This window comes from uncultured Polaribacter sp., assembly GCF_947495205.1.
In the GTDB taxonomy this organism is placed as follows: Bacteria; Bacteroidota; Bacteroidia; order Flavobacteriales; family Flavobacteriaceae; genus Polaribacter.
The window spans coordinates 80867-101485 of the sequence record NZ_CANLXV010000009.1 but is presented as its reverse complement, the minus strand read 5'-3'; the positions used below and the strand labels follow the sequence as shown (position 1 = coordinate 101485).

21 protein-coding genes are annotated in these 20619 nt (G+C 29.1%); 13 read left to right on the top strand and 8 right to left on the bottom strand.

Features of this window, described 5'->3' with window-relative positions:
• Positions 1 to 36 precede the first annotated feature (36 nt).
• Genes Q0762_RS10120 through Q0762_RS10100 form a run of 5 tightly spaced genes read left to right on the top strand, consistent with a single transcriptional unit; the run spans position 37 to position 5112 of the window.
• Complete coding sequence (locus tag Q0762_RS10120; RefSeq protein WP_298766586.1) at positions 37 to 318, top strand: DUF493 family protein; 282 nt, start codon at positions 37 to 39, stop codon at positions 316 to 318.
• Positions 319 to 328: 10 nt separating this feature from the next.
• On the top strand, positions 329 to 1966 hold the full coding sequence (locus tag Q0762_RS10115; protein ID WP_298766585.1) for a peptidylprolyl isomerase: 1638 nt from the start codon (positions 329 to 331) through the stop codon (positions 1964 to 1966).
• Positions 1966 to 2811, top strand: a complete 846-nt coding sequence (locus Q0762_RS10110) for a hypothetical protein (RefSeq protein WP_298766584.1) — start codon at positions 1966 to 1968, stop codon at positions 2809 to 2811. Before Q0762_RS10115 ends, Q0762_RS10110 begins: the two co-directional genes overlap by 1 nt.
• Positions 2777 to 4159, top strand: a complete 1383-nt coding sequence (locus Q0762_RS10105; protein WP_298766583.1) for a peptidylprolyl isomerase — start codon at positions 2777 to 2779, stop codon at positions 4157 to 4159. The genes Q0762_RS10110 and Q0762_RS10105 overlap by 35 nt, the downstream gene beginning before the upstream one ends.
• Positions 4159 to 5112, top strand: a complete 954-nt coding sequence (locus Q0762_RS10100) for a MoxR family ATPase (protein ID WP_298766582.1) — start codon at positions 4159 to 4161, stop codon at positions 5110 to 5112. Before Q0762_RS10105 ends, Q0762_RS10100 begins: the two co-directional genes overlap by 1 nt.
• Positions 5113 to 5738: 626 nt before the next feature.
• On the opposite strand, the gene Q0762_RS10095 is transcribed toward Q0762_RS10100, so the two are convergent.
• From Q0762_RS10095 to Q0762_RS10085, 3 genes are read right to left on the bottom strand one after another with little or no spacing between them, the layout of a single operon-like run.
• Positions 5739 to 6287, bottom strand: a complete 549-nt coding sequence (locus tag Q0762_RS10095) for an RsmD family RNA methyltransferase (protein ID WP_298766580.1) — start codon at positions 6285 to 6287, stop codon at positions 5739 to 5741.
• The gene (locus Q0762_RS10090) at positions 6284 to 7105 is read right to left on the bottom strand and encodes a DUF3822 family protein (protein ID WP_298766579.1); all 822 of its coding nucleotides are present in this window, start codon (positions 7103 to 7105) and stop codon (positions 6284 to 6286) included. The genes Q0762_RS10095 and Q0762_RS10090 overlap by 4 nt, the downstream gene beginning before the upstream one ends.
• Positions 7095 to 7853 (bottom strand): hypothetical protein, encoded by a 759-nt coding sequence (locus Q0762_RS10085; protein WP_298766578.1) that lies wholly within the window; start codon positions 7851 to 7853, stop codon positions 7095 to 7097. Before Q0762_RS10085 ends, Q0762_RS10090 begins: the two co-directional genes overlap by 11 nt.
• 105 nt (positions 7854 to 7958) lie before the next feature.
• On the opposite strand from Q0762_RS10085, the gene Q0762_RS10080 reads away from it, so the two are divergent.
• Positions 7959 to 9386, top strand: coding sequence for an AAA family ATPase (locus tag Q0762_RS10080; RefSeq protein WP_298766576.1), 1428 nt, complete (start codon positions 7959 to 7961; stop codon positions 9384 to 9386).
• 3 nt (positions 9387 to 9389) lie between these two features.
• Here the strand turns inward: Q0762_RS10080 and Q0762_RS10075 are convergent, their stop codons facing one another.
• Complete coding sequence (locus Q0762_RS10075; RefSeq protein ID WP_298766574.1) at positions 9390 to 10340, bottom strand: lipid A deacylase LpxR family protein; 951 nt, start codon at positions 10338 to 10340, stop codon at positions 9390 to 9392.
• Between the two features lie 92 nt (positions 10341 to 10432).
• Here Q0762_RS10075 and ppk2 (Q0762_RS10070) point away from each other — a divergent pair, with 92 nt between their 5' ends.
• Together ppk2 (Q0762_RS10070) and ppk2 (Q0762_RS10065) are read left to right on the top strand one after the other, a co-directional pair.
• A complete protein-coding gene (ppk2, locus tag Q0762_RS10070; RefSeq protein WP_298766572.1) occupies positions 10433 to 11293 on the top strand; it encodes a polyphosphate kinase 2 in 861 nt (286 codons plus the stop codon).
• A gap of 5 nt (positions 11294 to 11298) precedes the next feature.
• Positions 11299 to 12084, top strand: coding sequence for a polyphosphate kinase 2 (gene ppk2 / locus Q0762_RS10065; protein WP_298766571.1), 786 nt, complete (start codon positions 11299 to 11301; stop codon positions 12082 to 12084).
• Here the strand turns inward: ppk2 (Q0762_RS10065) and Q0762_RS10060 are convergent.
• Positions 12081 to 12713: a hypothetical protein gene (locus Q0762_RS10060; RefSeq protein ID WP_298766569.1), complete on the bottom strand. Its 633-nt coding sequence runs from the start codon at positions 12711 to 12713 to the stop codon at positions 12081 to 12083. The two genes, ppk2 (Q0762_RS10065) and Q0762_RS10060, sit on opposite strands and share 4 nt — an antisense overlap.
• A gap of 62 nt (positions 12714 to 12775) precedes the next feature.
• Here Q0762_RS10060 and Q0762_RS10055 point away from each other — a divergent pair, with 62 nt between their 5' ends.
• The 5 genes from Q0762_RS10055 (at position 12776) to Q0762_RS10035 (ending at position 17795) form a co-directional block, all read left to right on the top strand.
• Positions 12776 to 13321, top strand: a complete 546-nt coding sequence (locus Q0762_RS10055; RefSeq protein ID WP_298766567.1) for a Smr/MutS family protein — start codon at positions 12776 to 12778, stop codon at positions 13319 to 13321.
• Between the two features lie 25 nt (positions 13322 to 13346).
• Positions 13347 to 14486 (top strand): cysteine desulfurase family protein, encoded by a 1140-nt coding sequence (locus Q0762_RS10050; RefSeq protein WP_298766565.1) that lies wholly within the window; start codon positions 13347 to 13349, stop codon positions 14484 to 14486.
• Positions 14487 to 14598: 112 nt separating this feature from the next.
• Positions 14599 to 15927, top strand: a complete 1329-nt coding sequence (gene ffh / locus Q0762_RS10045; protein WP_298766563.1) for a signal recognition particle protein — start codon at positions 14599 to 14601, stop codon at positions 15925 to 15927.
• 68 nt (positions 15928 to 15995) lie between these two features.
• Positions 15996 to 16871 (top strand): bifunctional methylenetetrahydrofolate dehydrogenase/methenyltetrahydrofolate cyclohydrolase FolD, encoded by an 876-nt coding sequence (folD, locus tag Q0762_RS10040; RefSeq protein WP_298766561.1) that lies wholly within the window; start codon positions 15996 to 15998, stop codon positions 16869 to 16871.
• A 6-nt stretch (positions 16872 to 16877) separates the two neighbouring features.
• A complete protein-coding gene (locus Q0762_RS10035) occupies positions 16878 to 17795 on the top strand; it encodes a YitT family protein (RefSeq protein WP_298766559.1) in 918 nt (305 codons plus the stop codon).
• 74 nt (positions 17796 to 17869) lie between these two features.
• Here the strand turns inward: Q0762_RS10035 and Q0762_RS10030 are convergent, their stop codons facing one another.
• The 3 genes from Q0762_RS10030 to Q0762_RS10020 form a co-directional block, all read right to left on the bottom strand.
• A complete protein-coding gene (locus Q0762_RS10030) occupies positions 17870 to 18238 on the bottom strand; it encodes a cupin domain-containing protein (RefSeq protein WP_298766557.1) in 369 nt (122 codons plus the stop codon).
• Positions 18239 to 18410: 172 nt separating this feature from the next.
• The gene (locus tag Q0762_RS10025; RefSeq protein WP_298766555.1) at positions 18411 to 18977 is read right to left on the bottom strand and encodes a hypothetical protein; all 567 of its coding nucleotides are present in this window, start codon (positions 18975 to 18977) and stop codon (positions 18411 to 18413) included.
• 43 nt (positions 18978 to 19020) lie between these two features.
• On the bottom strand, positions 19021 to 20592 hold the full coding sequence (locus tag Q0762_RS10020) for a helicase HerA-like domain-containing protein (RefSeq protein ID WP_298766553.1): 1572 nt from the start codon (positions 20590 to 20592) through the stop codon (positions 19021 to 19023).
• Between the last annotated feature and the right edge of the window lie 27 nt (positions 20593 to 20619).

Here is a 20619-nt window from a genome sequence, read left to right as displayed (position 1 = left end):
TTCCCAAAAAAGTTTAGAAAATTATTAACAAAACATATGAGTAATAAAGCCGAATTTTACACCAAGTTAAAAGCTCAATTAGAGGATACAACTACGTTTCCTGCAGATTATTTGTATAAGTTTATAGTGCCAACAACAGAAGATCAGGTAAAAGAAGTAGAAAATCTATTTGACAATACAGGTGCTGTTATTAATACCAAAAAGTCTAAAACAGGCAAATATGTTAGTGTTTCTGCGCTTTTAAAGGTGCAAAATGCAGATAAGGTTATAAGTTATTACAAAAAAGCAGAGGCAATTAAAGGAATTATATCATTATAGTAAATTAATTATGAGAATTAAAATTTTATCAATTTGTATTTTATTTTTAAGTTTTGGTGTTTTTGCACAAAAAAAATCTAAAACGCTAGTAACCATCAATAATCAAAAAACAAGCGTTGCAGATTTTAAACGTATTTACGAGAAAAACCTAGATGCAGTAGATAATGAAGAGGCAAAGGACGTAACAAAAAATTTAGAATTATATATCAATTACAAATTAAAAGTTGAAGAGGCTTATCAATTAAAATTAGATACGTTGCCTTCTTATAAAAGAGAAATAGAAACGTATAAAAATCAACTTTCTGCACCTTATTTGCAAGACACTACGTTTATTGCAGACTTGGTAAAAGACATTTATTACAGAACAAAAAACCAAATAAAAGCAAAGCATATTTTAATAAGGTTGCCAAGAGATGCAACACCAAAAGATACACTGAAAGCTTATGCTAAAATAAATGCAATACGAGATAGGATTTTGGCAGGCGAAAATTTTGAAAAAGTTGCAAAAGAAACGTCAGAAGATGGTTCTGCAAAAGATGATCCTGCTACAGGTAGAAAAGGAAATGGCGGTAATTTAGGTTATTTTTCTGCCTTTAATATGGTGGCACCTTTTGAAGATGCTGCTTACAATACAAAAATTGGTAAAACGTCTAAACCCTTTAGAACTCAATTTGGGTATCATATTGTAAAAGTAGACGATATTAAACCTTCTAAAGGAGAAGTTGAAGCGGCTCATATTTTGGTTTTAGACACTACCAATAATGGTAAAAATAAAATAGATAAAATATATGATGAGTTAATTATAAGCAAAGATTTTTCAGGTTTAGCACAAAAATATTCAGAAGATAGAGGCTCTAAAAGTAGAGGTGGTAAATTGGGTAAATTTGGAGCTGGCAGAATGGTAAAACCTTTTGAAGACGCTGCTTTTGGTTTACAAAATGAAGGTAGTTTTTCTAAACCATTTAAAACTAGATTTGGTTGGCATATTGTAAAACTTCTAAAAAAACATCCAATAAAGCCTTTTAATGAATTAGAAAATGATTTAAGAACTAAAATTAAAAGAAGTTCTAGAATGCAAATATCTAAAACAGCAGTTATTAATAAGTTAAAAGCGCAATATAATATTGTAGAGAATGAAGTTTCTAAAAAGATATTGAACAGAAAAAATATCAACGGAATACCTAAAGATTCTTTGCAACAAACCTTATTCACAATTAACAATAAAAAGATTACTCAAGAAGAATTTGTAAAATATACTAGAAACAGAAGAAATAAACCTGTTTTTTTACTTTTTGATGAATTTAAAAACGAAGAAATTTTAAAGTACTACAAAGAAAATTTAGTAAACACAGAGCCAGAATACGCAAATACTTTAAATGAATACGAAGACGGATTGTTGTTGTTTGAGCTAATGCAGCAAAAAATTTGGAACAAATCTTCTAAAGATACGCTTGGTTTAAAAAGCTATTTCACAAAAAATAGTAAAGCATACAAAACTGCAGATTTAAAGGAAATTAAAGGTGAAGTTATGAATGACTACCAAAATTATTTAGAAAAAGAATGGATAGCAGATTTGAGGAAAAAAGCTACTATTAAGGTAAGTAAAAAACAATTAAAAAAGTTGATTAAATTTTACGCTAATAAATAATGAAAAAATTAATTGTTGTTTTTTTTGTTGCCTCTTTTGTTTCTTGCGATTATTTTATGGTGCAAGAAAAGCAATTAAATACAGCAGAAATTATAGCCACTGTAAATACAGAAAAACTTTTTAAACAAGATTTAAGAGAACTTTTACCAGAAAACTTAGCTACAGAAGATAGTTTAATTTTGGTAAAAAGTATTATTCAAGATTGGGCAATTAAAAGGCTTTTACTTAAAAAAGCAAGCACTAATAATACATTGGAAGATATTACAGATATTGATAAATTGGTGCAAGACTACAAAGAAAGTTTATTAATTAATAGCTATAAAGAAAAACTGGTTAAACAAAAATTAGACACAACAATCTCTGAAGAAGTAATAAAAAACTATTATCATTTAAATAAAAATAATTTTAAACTAAATGATATTTTAATGAAAGCGAAATATCTTTCTTTTGACAATGCTATAAATGATAAAGAAGAAATTATATCGCTTTTTAAATCAGATGCCATAGAAGATGCAGAAACATTAGAAAAACAACAATTAAGTTTTAAAATATATCAGCTAAACGATTCTGTTTGGACTCCATTAGACAAGATTTTGTTAAAACTACCGTTTTCTAAAGAGAATCTGTTAAAAAAAACAAAATTCATACAAAAACAAGACTCATTAAGTTTATATTTGGTCGCAATTAAAGAAGTTTTAAATAGAAATGATACTGCACCATTAAGTTATATTAAGCCCACCATTAAAGAAATTATTTTACACAAACGTAAAATAGAATTAATCAAAGAAATAGAAAAAATTATAGTTAAAGATGCCACAGAAAACAACAACTTTAAAATATATTAAATTATGTACTGCATTTGTTTTTTTATTCGGAATAATACAAAAAGCAAACGCTCAGAAAGTTAAAATAGATGGTGTAGCCGTAGTAATTGGTAAAAACATTGTTTTAGATTCTGATATAGAAAAATTTAAATTAGAAATAGAAAAACAAAGTGAAGGTAGAATTACCATTTCTGATTGCGAAATGCTAGAAGAATTAATGCAGCAAAAATTACTATCTCATCACGCTGTTATAGACAGTGTAACAGTTTCAGACGCAGAAGTAAATGCAAGAGTAGATAGAAGTATACAGTATTTTACACAACAATACGGCTCTATAGATAGAGTTATTGCTGCTTATGGTATGAATGATTTAACCGATTTAAAAGCAGAATTGTACAGTGTACAAAAAGATAATCTTTTAATTAATAAAGAGCAAGCTAAGCTAACAGAAAAGGTAGATGTTACTCCAGAAGAAGTACGTTTATATTATAACGGACTTAAAGATAAAGGAGAATTACCAGAATTTACTGCAGAAATAGAGTTGGCACATTTGGTTTTAAAGGCAAAACCTACACCTCAAGAAAACAAAAAAATTATAGACCAATTAACAGAAATTAGGCAAGAAGTTTTAGATGGTGCTAGTTTTAGATTAAAGGCTATTATAAATTCTAAAGATCCTGGAGTTACCCAAAACGGAGGTAAAATAATGGTAACTAAAGAAGCAGGTTTGGTAAAAGAATTTAAAGAAACTTCATTTGCGTTAGAAAAAGGCGAAATATCTAAACCGTTTAAAAGTATGTTTGGGTATCATATTATCATGTTGCATGAAATTAAAGGAAATACAAGAGTAGTATCTCATATTTTAATGCAGCCAGAAGTGCCAGATAGTAGATTAAAAGAAGTACAACTTAAAGTAGAAGAAATTAAAAGAGATATAGAAGCTGGTAAATTAACTTTTGCAGAAGCAGTTAAACAATATTCAGATGATGAAGCTACTAAAAAAAGTGAAGGATTAATTGTGAATCCATATACCGGAGAAAGCAAGTTTAATTTAGTTGGTATGGATCCTGCTTTATATGCAAGAGTTAGCGATTTAAAGAAGGGCGAAATTTCTGATACATTTTATGATGAAGAAAGAAGTGGAGAAAAAATGTATAAATTTTTATACATGAGAGAAAGAACAAATACGCACAAAGCAGATTTAGTAGAAGATTACGTTAAAATACAAGATTTAGCCTTAAAAAAGAAAAAAGAAGAAACTATAGAGAACTGGGCTGTAGAAAAGATAAAAGATACTTATGTTAAATTAGGTAAAGAATATAAAAAGTGTACTTTTAATAAAAATTGGAAAAAAGAAGTTAGTAAATAATGTCAGACGTTGCAGCAATAAATAATTTAGTAGATAAATTTAAATCTTTAAAAACAGAAATAGGTAAGGTAATTATAGGGCAACAAGAAGCTGTAGATTTTACCTTATTGTCCATATTTTGTGGAGGTCACTCGCTTTTAATAGGTGTTCCTGGTTTAGCAAAAACACTTTTGGTAAACACGGTTTCTGAGGTTTTAGGTTTAGATTTTAAAAGAATACAGTTTACACCAGATTTAATGCCTTCAGATATTTTAGGTAGCGAGATATTAGATGAAAACAGACAGTTTAAGTTTATAAAAGGCCCAATATTTTCCAATATAATTTTAGCAGATGAGATTAATAGAACACCGCCTAAAACACAAGCTGCTTTATTAGAAGCAATGCAAGAACGTTCTGTAACCGTTTCTGGTAACCATTACAAATTAGATTTACCCTTTTTTGTCTTAGCAACCCAAAACCCAATTGAGCAAGAAGGTACTTACCCTTTACCAGAGGCGCAGTTAGATAGGTTTATGTTTTCTATTAATTTAGAATACCCAACTTTTGAAGAGGAAGTGCAGGTAGTAAAAAGTACAACTTCTGCAGTAAACCAAAAAGTAAGCGCTATTTTTTCTGGTGAAGAAATTGTTGCCATTCAAAAATTGATAAGAAAAATACCCGTGGCAGATAATGTAATTGAGTATGCCGTTGGTTTGGTTGGTAAAACAAGACCTAAATCTTCAAAAGCAACAACTATGGTTACAAGCTATTTAGATTGGGGTGCAGGTCCTAGAGCTTCGCAAAACTTAATTTTAGCAGCTAAGGCACATGCAGCTGTTAAAGGTAAATACTCACCAGATATTGAAGACGTAAAAGCAGTAGCCATTCCTATTTTATCTCATAGAATTGTTAAAAATTATAAAGCAGAAGCAGAAAGCGTTTCTATAGCAGATATTATTAATAGTTTATTGTAATTCAAAAAACGAAAGTTTAGTTTTAAACGTGGTTTACGTATTAAAATTTACCAATAATTACAAAATGCAATAATTTTAAAGATTTAACCAAGTAGTTTATTTGTAAGTATTTTAAATGAAGACGCTATTGTAAGTAGTGCTTTTTAATCCGTTAGTTTTTTTGAAATGGAGTAAATCACAATATTTCTACCTGAGTTTTGTTTATTCTGAAGACTCCAATTTACCCAGCATATATCAAGGCTTTTATGAAATCATTTTCAAAGTAAATTGATTTCCAAGTCTTTCAGTAAATTATCCTGATATAATTTTTCATATAAACTACTAAACTATTTTATTCAATCTGTTTTTAAAGTCTTGTTGAAATAAGAAATAAGCTTTTTCTCCTTCGCGCTCTTATAACTTTTTTGCAAGTGATTTTGAGTAAATTTAAATTTAGAGGTTTCACTAAAAATCTCAATTTTTTCTTTATTGAATCTACTTAGTAACCAAATAAATTTATGATAAACGTTATCGTTTAGTTTTAATTGTCTAGTGTGTATAGTATAAGTGTTTCATACAAAAGCAAAAAAAGATTTAATTACTATTTTCTATATGAATTGTTCTATAATTTGCAAAAAGCATTAAGCCTACTCAGGTGCTTCAATTTCAAAAAAACTGAATACGTTACCTCCATAGCGTTTGTCATAGCTGTGGTGGCTGTGTTTTGTTAAGTCTGTGTGTTTAGAGTGCTCTATAATTAGTACGCCACCTTCATTTATAATTTCTCTTTCAAATACTACATCTGCAATTTTTAAAAATTGCTCTTCATTAAAATCATAGGGTGGGTCTGCAAAAATAACATCGGCTTTTAAAGGTGTTTTGTCTAGAAATTTATAAACATCACTTTTAAAGGTATTAATATTTAAATCTAACTTTTTTGCGGTTTCATTTATAAACTTAATACAACCAAAATGTGCATCAATAGCATAAATAGATTTTGTTCCACGAGATGCAAATTCGTAACTAATATTTCCTGTACCAGAAAATAAATCAATAACATCAATGGCATCAAAATAAAAAGTATTATTTAAAATATTAAATAAAGATTCTTTAGCCATATCTGTGGTTGGTCTTACAGGTAAGTTTTTTGGAGCAGATATGCGTCTTGATTTTAATTTTCCAGAAATAATTCTCATGAGCCTAAAAGGGTATAATTTGTATGTTTTGGTAGGTCTAAAACTTTAAAAATAGAATTGTTGCTTTCTAACAAATACATGTTTTTTATATACAAATACGCTATTTTATAAAGACTAGTTTCTTTATCTATTTCTCCGGTAAAGTATAATTTAAATTTAGCGGTGTCTAAATTTAATTGTTCTGCTACAAATAAAATGTAGTACATAAAATCTTCTTTTGTATGGTAAGTAAAGCTGTTTATTAATACTACTTTTTTAGCTTTTAAAATAGTAATATCTAACGTGCTTTTATCAACATTAACATACATAGTTGTTTCCTCTCCTGTATTTTGCAGCGTGTATTTTTCTATAAGAACTGTTGTGTGGTGTTTATAATCAAACTCACCAAAGTTGTTAAATAAATAATTGTTTATGTTTACATAAGGCACATAAACGTTTTTTATTTGTTGTGCTGCAATAGCATCAAACGCAATAAAATCTGTGGCTAAAACTTTAATGTTAAATTTTAAGTAACTGGCTAGTTGGTCTTCTTTAAAATATATACCTGGTACTAATGTAGAAAGGTTGTTGCTATGTATTACAGTTACTTTAGAAAAATCTTTTTGCAAATGACTATCTGTACTAAAAATTTCTTGTATTTTTAAAAGTAGTTTTTCTGGAGTTTTTACAGAATTTTCAAAGCTATATTTACAAAAATATAAGGTATTTTGTTCGTTTTGATTTGTGATGCAAAAAGAAAATCCATCCAAATTAAATTGGATGGATAATTCATTTTCTTTTAGGTGAACTAAGCTTGTATTGCTATTTTTAATTTCCACCTTTTTTATCATAAAATGGAGGCCAATTACCTGCAGTTGTAACTTCATCTAAAGAACCAACAAGAACATATTCTCCTCTTATTTGGTCTGTTGCTAAAGCTTCTATTTCTTGTTTTACTAAAGACGGTTTCATTCCTTTTAACAAGAATTCTTTTTCAATTCTAGCTCTAAATACAGGTACTTCAAGGTCTTGTACTTTTTCTACAGTTCCAATTTCTAGTTCAAATTCTTTATCTGTTCCAGGAACTTTAAACATGTTTTTAAAGTCTCTATTTTCAAAATATTTAAGTACAGGCTCGTAACCAATTGTATCTGTTACTCTTTTTTCTACATCAACTGTAATTCCTCCACCTTTTCTTACTTTTTCCATAACAGTTTGTGTTCTTGTAAGTGCTAGTTGCGCAACATTTATAAAATTAATTAAAGAATCTTTATTATCAATATAATTACCGGTTACTTCATAATGTTTTACTTGTGCATCTCTAATAATTTTAAGGTTTTGAATTACAGGAGTATATCTTTTAATTTTGTTGATATTAAAGTTTATAGGCTCCATAATTCCACTGTAAATTTTATTACCATAAAATACAGCTAAAACTAGCAATAATATTGATGCCAACCATCTTAATTTTAATGGTAAATATTTAACGGTTACAAAAGCAAAAGCTGCGGCAACCAAAACTGCAAGTAAAATTTGAACATACAAAGGCAATTCTACAGCAACTATAATCATTCCTAATAATTTCATTTTTAATAATATTTTTTAATAGTATACTCGCAAATCTACAATTTTTTTTCAATGATAAAAATTTTTATTTATAAATCGATGTATCTTTGATACTTTAAATTTTTTATGATAGAAAAACCATTAGATTTTTACAAAGAATTAGTTTTTAAATTTCCACATTCGCCTACTTTAAAACAGAATAAATTATTGAATTTGTTAAGTTCATTTGTTTTTAATGAAGACAAAAGCGCTTTGTTTTTATTAAAGGGTTATGCAGGTACAGGAAAAACTACTACAATTGGTACTTTTGTAAATTCTTTAAGGATGGTTAACAAAAAAGCGGTGTTATTAGCGCCAACAGGTAGAGCTGCAAAAGTAATTGCCATTTATTCTAAAAGGCCTGCATTTACCATTCATAAAAAAATATATTTTCCTAAAAAGCAATCTAACGGCTCTGTAGATTTTGTTTTGCAAAAAAACAAACACACCAATACTATATTTATTGTAGATGAAGCTTCTATGATTCCAGATGGCAAGCAAAATCAACAATTATTAGATACCAAATCTTTACTAGATGATTTAATTAATTATGTGTATTCTGGTAAAAATTGCAAATTGATTTTTATTGGAGATACCGCCCAATTACCACCAGTAAAATTAGAGGTAAGTCCTGCTTTAGAATCAGAAAAATTGCATTATGAATATGATAAACAAGTAACAGAAATAGAATTAGATGAAGTAATGCGTCAGCATGAAAATTCTGGTATTTTAGCAAACGCTACAGCATTAAGATTGTTATTAAAGAATGAAGATGAAAAGTTTGAGTTTGATTTAAATTTTATAGATATAAAAAGGTTAGAAGACGGTTATGATATTGAAGATGCTTTAGTATCTGCCTATGAGAAAGATGGGGTAGAAGATACTGCTTTTATAGTACGTTCTAATAAAAGAGCAAACCAATATAACCAACAAATTAGATATAATATTAGAGGGCAAGAAAATGAAATTTCTGCTGGAGATTATATTATGATTGTAAAGAATAATTATTTTTGGTTACCAGAATCTTCTAAAGCTGGTTTTATTGCAAATGGAGATATTTGCGAGGTTTTAAAGTTATTTGCTGTCAAAGAATTGTATGGTTTTAAATTTGCTGAAGTAGAAATTAGGTTAATTGATTACCCAGAAATGCAACCTTTTGAAACTGTTTTATTGTTAGATACTTTAACAAGTGAAAGTCCTTCTTTAACCTATGAGGAATCTAATAAGTTATACCAAGCAGTTAAAGAAGATTATGCACATGAAAAATCTAAATTTAAACAATTTTTAGCCATCAAAAAAAATAAATATTTTAATGCATTACAAGTTAAGTTTTCTTATGCAATGACTTGTCATAAATCTCAAGGTGGCCAATGGAAAACCGTTTTTGTAGAACAACCTTACTTGCCAGATGGTGTTTCTAAAGCTTATTTTAGATGGCTTTACACAGCTATTACAAGAGCTCAAGAAAAATTGTATTTAATTGGGTTTAAAGATGAATTTTTTAAAGATGCTTAAAATTTATTTTAATAAATAACTCAATTTTATAGCCCCAAAAGTATGGCCTGTATTATTTTTTAAATCTTTAGATTTATTGGTGTTATAATTAAAAACATAACCAAAATTTACGTTTTTGGCTGTAAATAAAAAACCTACTTCTAAACGAAAAACAACTGGGTTTATAAAACTAGTTACCACACTGCCTTTATTTAAAAAATTGCCTTGTAAAGTTGCATCATAAAGTACATAATTTACCATAGGTTTAATGTATAGTAACGTTTCTACAGCTCTAAAAAAAGTGCTTTTTTGGTTGTTTAAATGATTGTTAAAAGCAATAGAATTAGAAAAGGGTTGTAAAGCATTAAACCCAATTCTAGCAATAAAACCACTACCAATATTAGTGTTTACACTTCCTGCGTTAGCAGTATTTAGCCAAGTAACATCAAAACGATTTGTAGTTTCTTTAAACAGAAATTTGTTGTAATTTAATTGTAGGTTGGCAGCCAAAGAATTTTTAATTTGAAATTGCCAACCAACAGCTTCAGGAAAATTATACAGGTTATGAATAAAATTTTGCAATTCTTTACCAAAAGCACTAGGTCCTAAAATGCCAAGTTTATAATTAATAGCAAACGAACTATTGTTCGTATATACTTTTTTAATACCAAAACCAGCATATAAATAACCTGCAAATGGCCTGTCATGATTATTTACAAATTGCGTTACTGCATTACTGGGCGTATACATTTCATGGCCAATTTGCCAGGAATAAATTTTTTTAACTAAGTTTTTATGCTTCCTTTTTGATACATAGTTGTAGTTTAAAAATATTCCGTTGGTGTAATACCTATCGTTATAGGTAGAAGTGTACAAATCATTTTCGCTTACAAAGCTAATTTCCTTGCTATATTTTTCTTGGGAAAAAATTACACAGGTAAAAAACAGCAAAAAAATTAGTAGGTTTTTAAACATTTCTAACAAATATAAAATTTAATGTTTAAATTGATTTAATTTTAACTTAAATGATAAAAAAAAATGATATTTTTAAGTTTTTAAAGAGATGTATGAGTAAGAAAAGTATGCTAACCGCAGAAGACTTTAACAGTCTAAAAAATAGTGAAGATTTAAAGGAGTTACTTAAAGCTAAAAGTCATTTGTATTCTAAAGTACAAAAAACACTTTTTTATGAAGAAGAACTTCGTCAATTACAAATTGAATTGGTAAAGTTACAACGTTGGGTTTCTAAAGAAAATAAGCGTGTAGCAATTATTTTTGAAGGAAGAGATGCAGCAGGTAAAGGAGGAAATATAAGACGATTTATGGAACATTTAAACCCGCGTTCCAGCAGATTAGTAGCTTTAAATAAGCCAACAGAAGTAGAAAAAGGGCAATGGTATTTTCAAAGATATATTAAAGAATTACCCAACCCTGGAGAAATTGTTTTTTTTGATAGAAGTTGGTACAATAGGGCAGTAGTAGAGCCTGTAATGGGTTTCTGTACAGAATCTCAATACAAAGAATTTTTAGTACAAGTGCCAGAGTTTGAGCATATGATGTATGAAGATGGTGTAATTATTATAAAATTTTGGCTATCGATTACTAAAGATGAACAATTAAAACGCTTTGAAGAACGTAAAGAAAATCCGTTAAAAAGATGGAAATTTAGTCCTGTAGACAAACAAGGGCAAATTTTATGGGATAAATACACACATTATAAAGAAGAAATGTTTTCTAAAACCCACACTTCTTATAGCCCATGGATGATGATTAAGACAAATGATAAACAAGTTGCAAGATTAGAAGCAATTCGTCATGTAATTTCTCAATTTGATTATGACGGTAAAGAAGATGCAACAACAGTATTAACTCCAGATCCTAATGTGGTAACACGTTATTTTAGATCTAATAGTAAAAGTATAGATTAAACAGTATGGCACATCAATTAAATGAGAAACAGTTAAAAAAACTGAATACAAAAAAAGGCTTAATTTCACTTTTATCTAAAGAACCTTTTAGTATAGAAAGAAGTTTACGCTATGTAGATTATCAGAAAAAACTAAAAAAATTACAGGTAGAGTTAATTCGTTTGCAAACTTGGGCAATAGAAAATAATGAGCGTATTATTATAGTTTTTCAAGGTAGAGATGCTGCAGGTAAAGGTGGCGCAATTAGAAGATTAACAGAACGTATAAACCCAAGACATATGCGTATTGTAGCCTTACCAAAGCCAACAGAAGATGAAGAAACGCAATGGTATTTTCAACGTTATGTGAATCAATTTCCTACTGCAGGAGAAATTGTTTTTTTTGATAGAAGTTGGTATAATAGAGCAGTAGTAGAGCCTGTAAATAAATTTTGTACTCAAAAAGAATATGAAATTTTTATGAATCAGGTAAACGATTTTGAAAAAATGATCTTAGAGTCGGGTATTCATTTGGTTAAAATTTACATGTCTATTTCTAAAAAGGAACAAGCCAAACGCTTTGCAGATATTAAAAGTAATCCATTAAAACAATGGAAAATGACAAAGCTAGATGAAAAGGCTCAAGATTTATGGGAGCAATACACAGAGTATAAAAAAGCCATGTTTGCTAAAACAAATACAGAGATTTCTCCATGGAAAATTATAAGAGCGAATAGAAAAACGGAGGCAAGAATAAACGTAATCAATCACGTTTTAAAAAGAATACCTTACAATAAAGAAATTAAAATTTAACCAATTAACTTTTTAACAGCACTAAAAATAAAAAAAATCTCTGCAGCTATTTGTTGATTCGTTTTAAGGTAAGTTTCTACTTGATTTTCTGTGCCATCAGAAAATTTTGGATCAACAAAAGGTAAGTGGAAACGTGCAAAGGCATCAGGTATAAAGGGGCAGTTTTTATCAGCATTATTACAAGTAGTAATGGCAATAAAAGGTTTAGTGTTTATAAAATCATCAAAATGTTTGGAATAGCATAATATACTTTTTTTACTACCATCAAAAGAAACCAAATATTTAGGATTTTGATGACAGAATTTTTCTAACTGAAAATTAAAACCTACTTTTTGCAAAGTTTTTACAGTATTTCTATAAAATGCTGTAACTTCTGTACCACCAGAAAATGCATTTATACGCAAATTGAAGAAATTTGCAGCATAAAAAGCCCACACTTGCCCCAATTGACTTCTTCTAGAATTGTGCGTGCAAATAAAATTAAGATTTACAAGATTTTCTTTTTGGTATTCTATAGCTATTTTATCAGAAATTTTAGAAAGTAAAACCTTTCTTTCTTCACTAACATGCACATTTTTTATTGCCTGCTTAAAGAAGTTTTCTGTAGATATAGAAGAACTAAAAATCATATGCTTATTTTTGAACAAAACTAAGATCTAATTTTTTATTTAGAATTAAAATAATGTTAAGAATGCGTTTAGAAATTGGTAACAAAGTAGCTGTTTTAGATGATGTTATAAAAGGAAAAGTGGTGGCTGTAAATAAAAATATTATAGCTGTAGAAACCACAGATGGTATGGTTTTTAATTTTGACGAAAAAGAGTTGGTTAAGATAGAGAAAGAGCAACATGAGTTAAGTAAATTCTCTGATATAAATAATGATTTATTAAAAGAAAAAATTGGTGCCGTAAAACAAAAAGAAAGCCTTTTTAAAAAGCAGAAACAAGCTGTAATTATGGAAGTAGATTTACATATTAATCAACTTGTAAAATCTGTAAGAGGTTTAGATAATTTTGATATGCTAAACCTACAAATAGATACAGCAAAAAGAAAATTAGAATATGCCATTGCAAAACGAATTTCTAAAATAGTTTTTATTCATGGTGTGGGAGAAGGTGTATTAAAATCAGAATTACAATCTTTATTTAATAAATATCCTGTAAAATATTATGATGCTTCTTATAAACAATATGGTTTAGGAGCTACAGAAGTGTATATTTATCAAAATATAAATTAAAATTTATAATGCGTATTTTTGTAATATGACTACAATATATTTAGACAATGCAGCAACAACAGCGTTAGATCCAGAGGTGGTAAATGTTATGCACGTTTCTATGTTACAAAATTATGGCAACCCTTCTTCTACACACCAATTGGGTAGAAAGGCAAAATCTGCTGTAGAAACTGCAAGAAAAAATATTGCAAATATGTTGAATGCATCGGCTCCAGAAATAATTTTTACTTCAAGCGGAACAGAAGCAGATAATTTAATTTTAAATAATGCCGTTTTAAATTTAGGGGTTACCAAAATTATTACTTCAAAAATAGAACATCATGCTGTATTACATACTTGCAAACATTTAGAAAAAACTCAGAATATAGCTTTGAATTATGTAAAAATACAATCTAATGGTAATGTAGATTTACAAGATTTAGAATATTTATTACAAACATCTAAAGAAAAAACTTTAGTAAGTTTAATGTATATTAACAATGAAATTGGTAGTATTTTACCTTTGCAAGAAGTAGGTGAAATATGTAAAAAACACAATGCACTTTTTCATTCAGACACTGTGCAAACTATTGGGCACTACCCATTAAACTTGCAAGAAATTCATATTGATTTTTTAGTGGCAAGTGCGCATAAATTTCATGGACCAAAAGGCATTGGATTTGCTTTTTTTAGAAAAGGATTTGGAGTTTTACCAATGCTACATGGCGGAGACCAAGAAAGAGGTGCAAGATCTAGTACAGAAAATGTACATGGCATTTTAGGTATGGAAAAAGCCTTAAAAATAGCTACAGAAAATCTTCAAAAAGATAAAAATTATATAGAAAGTATAAAATTATTTTTTATTTCTGAGTTAAAAAAACTGTCAAAAGATATTTATTTTAATGGCACATCAGGAGATTTAGATAAAAGTAGTTATACCATTTTAAATGTGCGTTTTCCAATAAAAAACAGTATGCTGTTATTTACGTTAGATATGGCAGGTATTGCTGTTTCTGGAGGTAGTGCTTGTCAATCTGGTAGTAATAAAGGTTCTCATGTATTGCAAGAAATTTTATTAGAAGAAGAGGAAGAAAACACCTCTGTTCGTTTTTCATTTTCTAAATACACCACTAAAGAAGAAATTGTAACTACCATTAAAAAACTAAGCACACTTTTTAAAAAATAGTTTTCTTTTTTAAGTGGTTTTTGAATGAAAAACTTCTACTAAAAAAGCAAGTAGAACATCATTAAAATAAAGCATATTTCTTATATTTGTCCTTCCAAAAAAGACACAAATTATGTTTAATAATTTAAGCGAAAAGCTAGATAAAGCCTTACACACCCTAAAAGGGCATGGTAAAATTACAGAAATTAATGTTGCAGAAACTTTAAAAGAAGTAAGAAGAGCGCTTTTAGACGCCGATGTTAACTTTAAAATTGCCAAAGAATTTACTAAAAAAGTACAAACCAAAGCAATTGGGCAAGATGTATTAACTACATTAAACCCAGGGCAATTAATGGTAAAGCTTGTAAAAGATGAGCTTACAGAATTAATGGGAGGAGAATCTGTTGGAGTAAATTTAGCAGGATTGCCAACGGTAATTTTAATGTCTGGTTTGCAAGGTTCTGGTAAAACTACGTTTTCTGGTAAATTAGCAAACTTCTTAAAAAATAAGAAAAGTAAACAAGTTCTTTTGGTTGGTTGTGATGTGTATAGACCTGCTGCAATTAATCAATTACAAGTTGTTGGAGAGCAAATAGGTGTAGAGGTTTATGCAGAAGTTGGTAATAACAATCCTATAGAAATTTCTCAAAATGCTATAAAACATGCCAAAGCAAACGGCAAAAATGTGGTTATTATAGATACTGCTGGTCGTTTAGCAGTAGATGAAGAAATGATGACCGAGATTTCTAACATTCACAAAGCAATTACACCACAAGAAACTTTATTTGTTGTAGATTCTATGACAGGGCAAGATGCTGTAAATACAGCAAAAGCTTTTAATGATATTTTAAATTTTGATGGTGTTGTTCTTACAAAATTAGACGGTGATACAAGAGGTGGAGCCGCTTTATCTATAAAATCTGTTGTAGACAAACCAATTAAATTTATTGGTACTGGTGAAAAAATGGATGCAATTGATGTTTTTCATCCAGATAGAATGGCAGATCGTATTCTTGGAATGGGAGATGTAATTTCTTTAGTAGAAAGAGCCCAAGATCAATACGATGAGCAAGAGGCGAGAAAACTTCAGAAAAAAATAGCAAAAAATCAATTTGGTTTTGATGATTTCTTAAATCAGATTCAGCAAATTAAAAAGATGGGAAGCATGAAAGACCTTATGGGAATGATTCCTGGTGCTGGAAAAGCTTTAAAAGGTGTAGATATTGATGATGATGCTTTTAAAGGAATTGAGGCCATTATTCACTCTATGACACCATCAGAAAGAAGTACGCCAGCTTCTATTAATGCAAGTAGAAAAAAGAGAATAGCCAAAGGTTCAGGAACATCTATTCAGGAGGTAAATCAACTAATGAAACAGTTTAACCAAATGAGCAAAATGATGAAGATGATGCAAGGTGGCGGTGGTAAAAAGATGATGCAGATGATGCAAGGAATGAAATAATTTAATATCCAGATTCACGATTTACTATTTAGTATTCAAAATAAAATTTTGAAATTCAAAACAACAAAATGATTCTACTCGACGGAAAAAAAACAGCGGCAGATATTAAAGAAGAAATTGCCTTACAAGTAAACGAATTAAAAAATAACGATAAAAGAACACCACATTTAGCTGCAGTTATTGTTGGTAATAATGGCGCAAGTATAACTTATGTTAACGCAAAAGTAAAAGCTTGTGAACGCGTTGGTTTTGAATCTACTTTGATTCGTTTAGACGAAGATATTACTGAAGAAGAATTGTTAAATGAAATTGCAGTTTTAAATGTAGATAATGATATTGATGGCTTTATAGTACAATTGCCTTTGCCTAAACATATAGATGAGCAAAAGGTTTTAATGGCTGTAGATCCAGATAAAGATGTAGATGGTTTTCATCCTACAAACGTAGGTAAAATGGCATTAAATTTACCAACTTTTATTTCTGCAACACCTTTTGGTATTTTAGAATTGTTAGACAGGTATAATGTAGAAACTTCTGGTAAACATGTTGTGGTTTTAGGTAGAAGTCATATTGTGGGTAGCCCAATGAGTATTTTACTTTCTCAAAAAAGGAAAGTTGGTAACGCAACAGTTACCATGTGCCACAGTAGAACTAAAAATTTAAAAGATATTACCTTACAGGCAGATATTGTTGTGGCAGCTATTGGTATTCCAGAATTTTTAAAAGCAGATATGGTTAAAGATAACGTAACTGTTATAGATGTTGGTATTACAAGAGTTGCAGATTCTTCTAAAAAAAACGGATTTAGATTGGTAGGAGATGTTGCTTTTAATGAAGTGGCAGAAAAATCTGAATTTATAACGCCTGTACCTGGTGGAGTAGGACCCATGACAATTGCAATGTTGTTAAAAAACACTTTACTGGCTTGTGAAAGAAGGGCATAAGAAAATATGAATAAAAAAAAATCCATCAACTACTTTTATGAATATTTTCAAATATTTCTAGGAGTAGTTTTAACCAGTTTGGGCTTAAAAGCTTTTTTATTGCCTAATGGTTTTTTAGATGGTGGTGTAACTGGTATTGCACTTTTGGTAAGAACCCAAGTAGACATAAATATGTCTTACTTATTAGTGCTTTTTAGCATTCCTTTTTTAATTTTAGGGTATTTTACAGTTGCAAAAAGAATTGTAGTTAAATCTATAATTAGTATTTTGGGAGTTGCCCTTTTTATACACTTTGAGAATTTTCAAACCATTACAAATGATAAATTACTAATTTCTATTTTTGGAGGTTTATTAGTAGGTTCTGGTATTGGAATAGCCATAAGAAACGGCTCTGTTTTAGATGGCTCAGAAATTTTAGGAATTTATTTAAATGATAAATTTGGCATTAGTATTGGCAAAATAGTGCTCTTTTTTAATATTGTTTTATTTACAGCCACTGCTTTCGTAGAAACTATTGAAATTGCTTTGTATTCAATTTTAACCTACATTATAGCGGCTAAAGTTACAGATACAGTTATAGAAGGCTTTGAAGATTTTATAGGAATAACAATTATTTCAAAACAAAACGCTTTAATTAAAAAAGCTATTTTAGAAGAATTGGGTGTAGGACTAACGCTTTATAAAGGATCTTCTGGTTTTGGGAACAATGGTATATCAGAAGATTTTGATATTATTCATTCTATTATTAATAGAATTGATATTAAAAAAATGTATCGTATTGTAGAGCATATTGATACAGAAGCTTTTATTATAGAGTTTGATGTAAATACAGTAAAAGGAGGAGTTTTAAGACATTATATAGATAAGAGAAAGAATAGAAAACTTCATGCTTTTCAGGCAGCAAAAAATTCAAAAAATAAATAATTTGCTCTAAAATTACAGTAAAACGTTTGGTTTTGACGTTTAGTTTTATATAAGTTATTGTTTTAGATAATTTTTTATTGCGCTTCTCTATTTACCAATTCCATAGAAAAAGCGGGCAAACAAATGGCTAAGTATTCGCAAGAATCATTAAAAGGATTTGAGTATTGCACCCTAGTATTTTTTTCAATTTTAATTGATTGACCAGCTTGTAAAACAATTGTTTCGTCATTAATTATAAATTGTTTTTTTCCTTTTATAATATACGTATATTCTTCAAATTCTGGTGTTTGAAATGGCTCACTCCAACCAGGAGGTGCAACCATGTGCGCAATACTTACTTTATTATTTTTATCTGTGGCATTGCCAAAATGTTCTTCTATGATTTTACCATCTGTTGTGGGAACTACAAATGGAGATTTTTGTATGGTGTATTTTTTTTTCATAATGGGTTGCATTTTGCAAAAGCGATTGAAACGGCATCCTTTTTTTTGTGCTAATTTCTAAAAGTTTTTATTCGCTAAAACTTAAATTTTTAATAACTAGATATTGAAACAAGTTCAACATAAAAAAAAGATATAGTGTAAAGCGCGGTAACGCTTTTTTGCGTTATTTGCCCTAATTGAACCAAACTACTAAAGATTTCATTTTAGCTAAATCTGGAATTTGCTCAATAGTTACTTTTTGTGCGCTAAAATCTCTTAAACCCAACTCTTCTTTATCTATAGCAATTGTAATATTGTAATCGTTTATAAATAAAGTTGCTGTAGAAAATGTAGATTCTATTCTATTAATATTGTTGTTTGTGTTAATTCCAGAAAATGTTGCATTAATATTAATTCCGGTTTCTGTTTTGTATCTAGCATCATGAATTTCTATACTTTTAATGGTAGAAACAGAATCTAATTGCTCTTTAGGAACTATGGTTAAAAGGTGTTTTCCGCCTTTTTCAAATACTAAATATTCATCATCATCTTGAAAATAATTATCGCCAAGTGCGCCTTCGCTTAAATTTTTAACAATAGAGTCATTTGCAAAAATTTTATCTAATTCTTTAATTGTAGTTTTAGTATGTAGGTTACCTACTTTTCCTTTTTCAATTTTAAATTTATTTCCATCTCCACAGCTTATGAGACTTAAAGAAAAGGTAAGCACTAAAATTTTAAGTATATTTTTTTGAATCATTTTTGGTTGTTTATACTTTTATAACGTTGTTTTTATTGTTTTGTTATTTTAAAACTTTTTTTAAAATACCAAATGCAGCTCTAATAAAAGTAGCACTTGTTAATACTTTAACTATTGGGTTTTGTGCGGTACTTCTTCTTCTAGAACTAGATCTAGAAGCACGCTCTTCTCTTGCTTTTTCTTTTGCCTTTTCTTTAGCCAAACGCTCTTTTTCTTTTAGCTCCTTTTCTTTTTCAATTGCTTTTTCTTCTGCAAGGTTAATTTTATCAATTTTAGAGTTTAAAAGTTCATAAGCACTGTCTCTATCTAAGTTTTCGTTGTATTTGTAGAATAATCTAGAGTTGTTTATTACGTTTTTGAGTTCTTTGTCTGTTAAAATATCCATTCTACTCATTGGCGCTCTTAACATAGTTCTTGCTAACGGCGTTGGTATTCCTTTTTCGTTTAAAACAGATACAAATGCTTCTCCAATACCTAATTGAGTTAGTACTTCTTTGGTATCGTAATATTCAGAATCTGGGTAGTTTTCTGCAGCTAATTTAATGGCTTTTCTATCTTTGGCTGTAAAAGCTCTTAAGGCATGTTGTACTTTTAAACCCAATTGTGCTAAAATATCTTCTGGCACATCTTTTGGGTTTTGTGTTACAAAATACAAGCCAATTCCTTTAGAACGAATTAGTTTTACAATACTTTCTATTTGATTTAAAAGTGCTTTGGATGCTTCTTCAAAAACCAAATGTGCTTCGTCTATAAAAATAACTAATTCTGGTCTGCCAGCATCTCCTTGTTCTGGGAAAGTTTCGTACACTTCTGCTAATAATTGTAACATAAATGTAGAAAACAACTTGGGTTTATCTTGTATATCTGTTAAACGTAAAACAGAAATAATTCCTTTACCATCTTGATCTACTCTGGTTAAATCTTCTACATCAAAAGATTTTTCGCCGAAAAATAAATCGCCACCTTGTTGTTCTATTTCTACAATTTTACGTAAAATGGCTCCAGTAGAAGATGATGAAATTCGCCCATATTCTGCTTGAATTTCCTCTTTACCTTCATTAGTAACAAATTGTAATACTTTTTTAAAGTCTTTAATATCTAAAAGAGGCAATTTATTATCATCACAATATTTAAAAATAATGGCAACAATGCCACTTTGTGTTTCTGTTAAGTCTAAAATTCTAGATAATAAAACTGGGCCAAATTCTGATATTGTAGCACGCAGTCTTGTACCATCTTGCTCTGAAATTGTTAAAACTTCTATGGGGAATTTTTGTGCTGTAAACGGAAAACCAATTTTTGCATGACGTTCGTCTATTTTAGCATGTCCAGGACTTGGTTGTGCCAAACCAGATAAATCTCCTTTAATATCCATTAATAAAACAGGAATACCTTTTTCAGATAAATTTTCTGCTAAAACCTGTAACGTTTTTGTTTTTCCAGTTCCTGTTGCACCCGCAATTAAACCATGTCTGTTTAAGGTTTTTAAAGGTACTTTTACAATAGCGTCTGTTATGGTTTCTTCTCCCAACATGGCTGCACCTAATGCTATAAAATCTCCTTTGGTTTTGTAACCTTCGTTTATGTAACTAAAAAATTCTTCTTTTTGACTCATTTAAAACTATTTAAAAAATCTGAAACA